1 protein-coding gene is annotated in these 622 nt (G+C 50.3%); it reads left to right on the top strand.

Features of this window, described 5'->3' with window-relative positions:
• Positions 1-92: 92 nt before the first annotated feature.
• Complete coding sequence (locus H6A34_RS14555; RefSeq protein WP_021947276.1) at positions 93-572, top strand: S-ribosylhomocysteine lyase; 480 nt, start codon at positions 93-95, stop codon at positions 570-572.
• Positions 573-622: the final 50 nt, after the last annotated feature.

Here is a 622-nt window from a genome sequence, read left to right as displayed (position 1 = left end):
AAATCAAGTATTATTTGTTTTTTATACCACAAGACATTTGTCTTAACTCCTTTACTCCCTATTAACTCCTTAACTCCTAAAGAAAAACAATTATGAACAAGATTCCCAGCTTTACAATCAACCACGAGAAACTGTTGCGCGGGATATATGTCTCACGCAAGGATGAAGTTGGCGGCGATACCGTCACGACCTTCGACATACGAATGAAGGAACCAAACCGCGAGCCGGCACTGCACCCAGGGGCGCTGCATACCATCGAACATCTGGCCGCAACGTATCTGCGCAACGACCCGGAGTGGCGTGACCGCATAGTATATTGGGGCCCAATGGGCTGTCTTACAGGCAATTACCTGCTGATGAGGGGCAACCTTGAACCGCAAGACATCCTCGACCTGATGCGCCGTACGTTCGCATTCATCGCCGACTTTGACGGCGACGTGCCCGGCGCTGCGCCCCGCGACTGTGGCAACTACCTGCTTCACGACCTGCCGATGGCACGGCTTGAGGCAAGAAAATACCTCACAGAGGTGCTCGAAAGGATGGAAGAAGAGAATATGAAATACCCTGAATAAGTATAAGTTGACGAGCAGACGAGTGACGAGCAGACAAGGACATTTGCATT

It is taken from the genome of Marseilla massiliensis, assembly GCF_016899855.1.
GTDB lineage: Bacteria > Bacteroidota > Bacteroidia > Bacteroidales > Bacteroidaceae > Prevotella.
The sequence above is the reverse complement of the archived record's forward strand: the minus strand, read 5'-3'. Positions and strand labels throughout refer to the sequence as shown.

Coding starts and splice junctions, on each gene's coding strand:
- H6A34_RS14555 (WP_021947276.1), top strand. CDS start 93: ATGAACAAGATTCCCAGCTTTACAATCAACCACGAGAAACTGTTGCGC.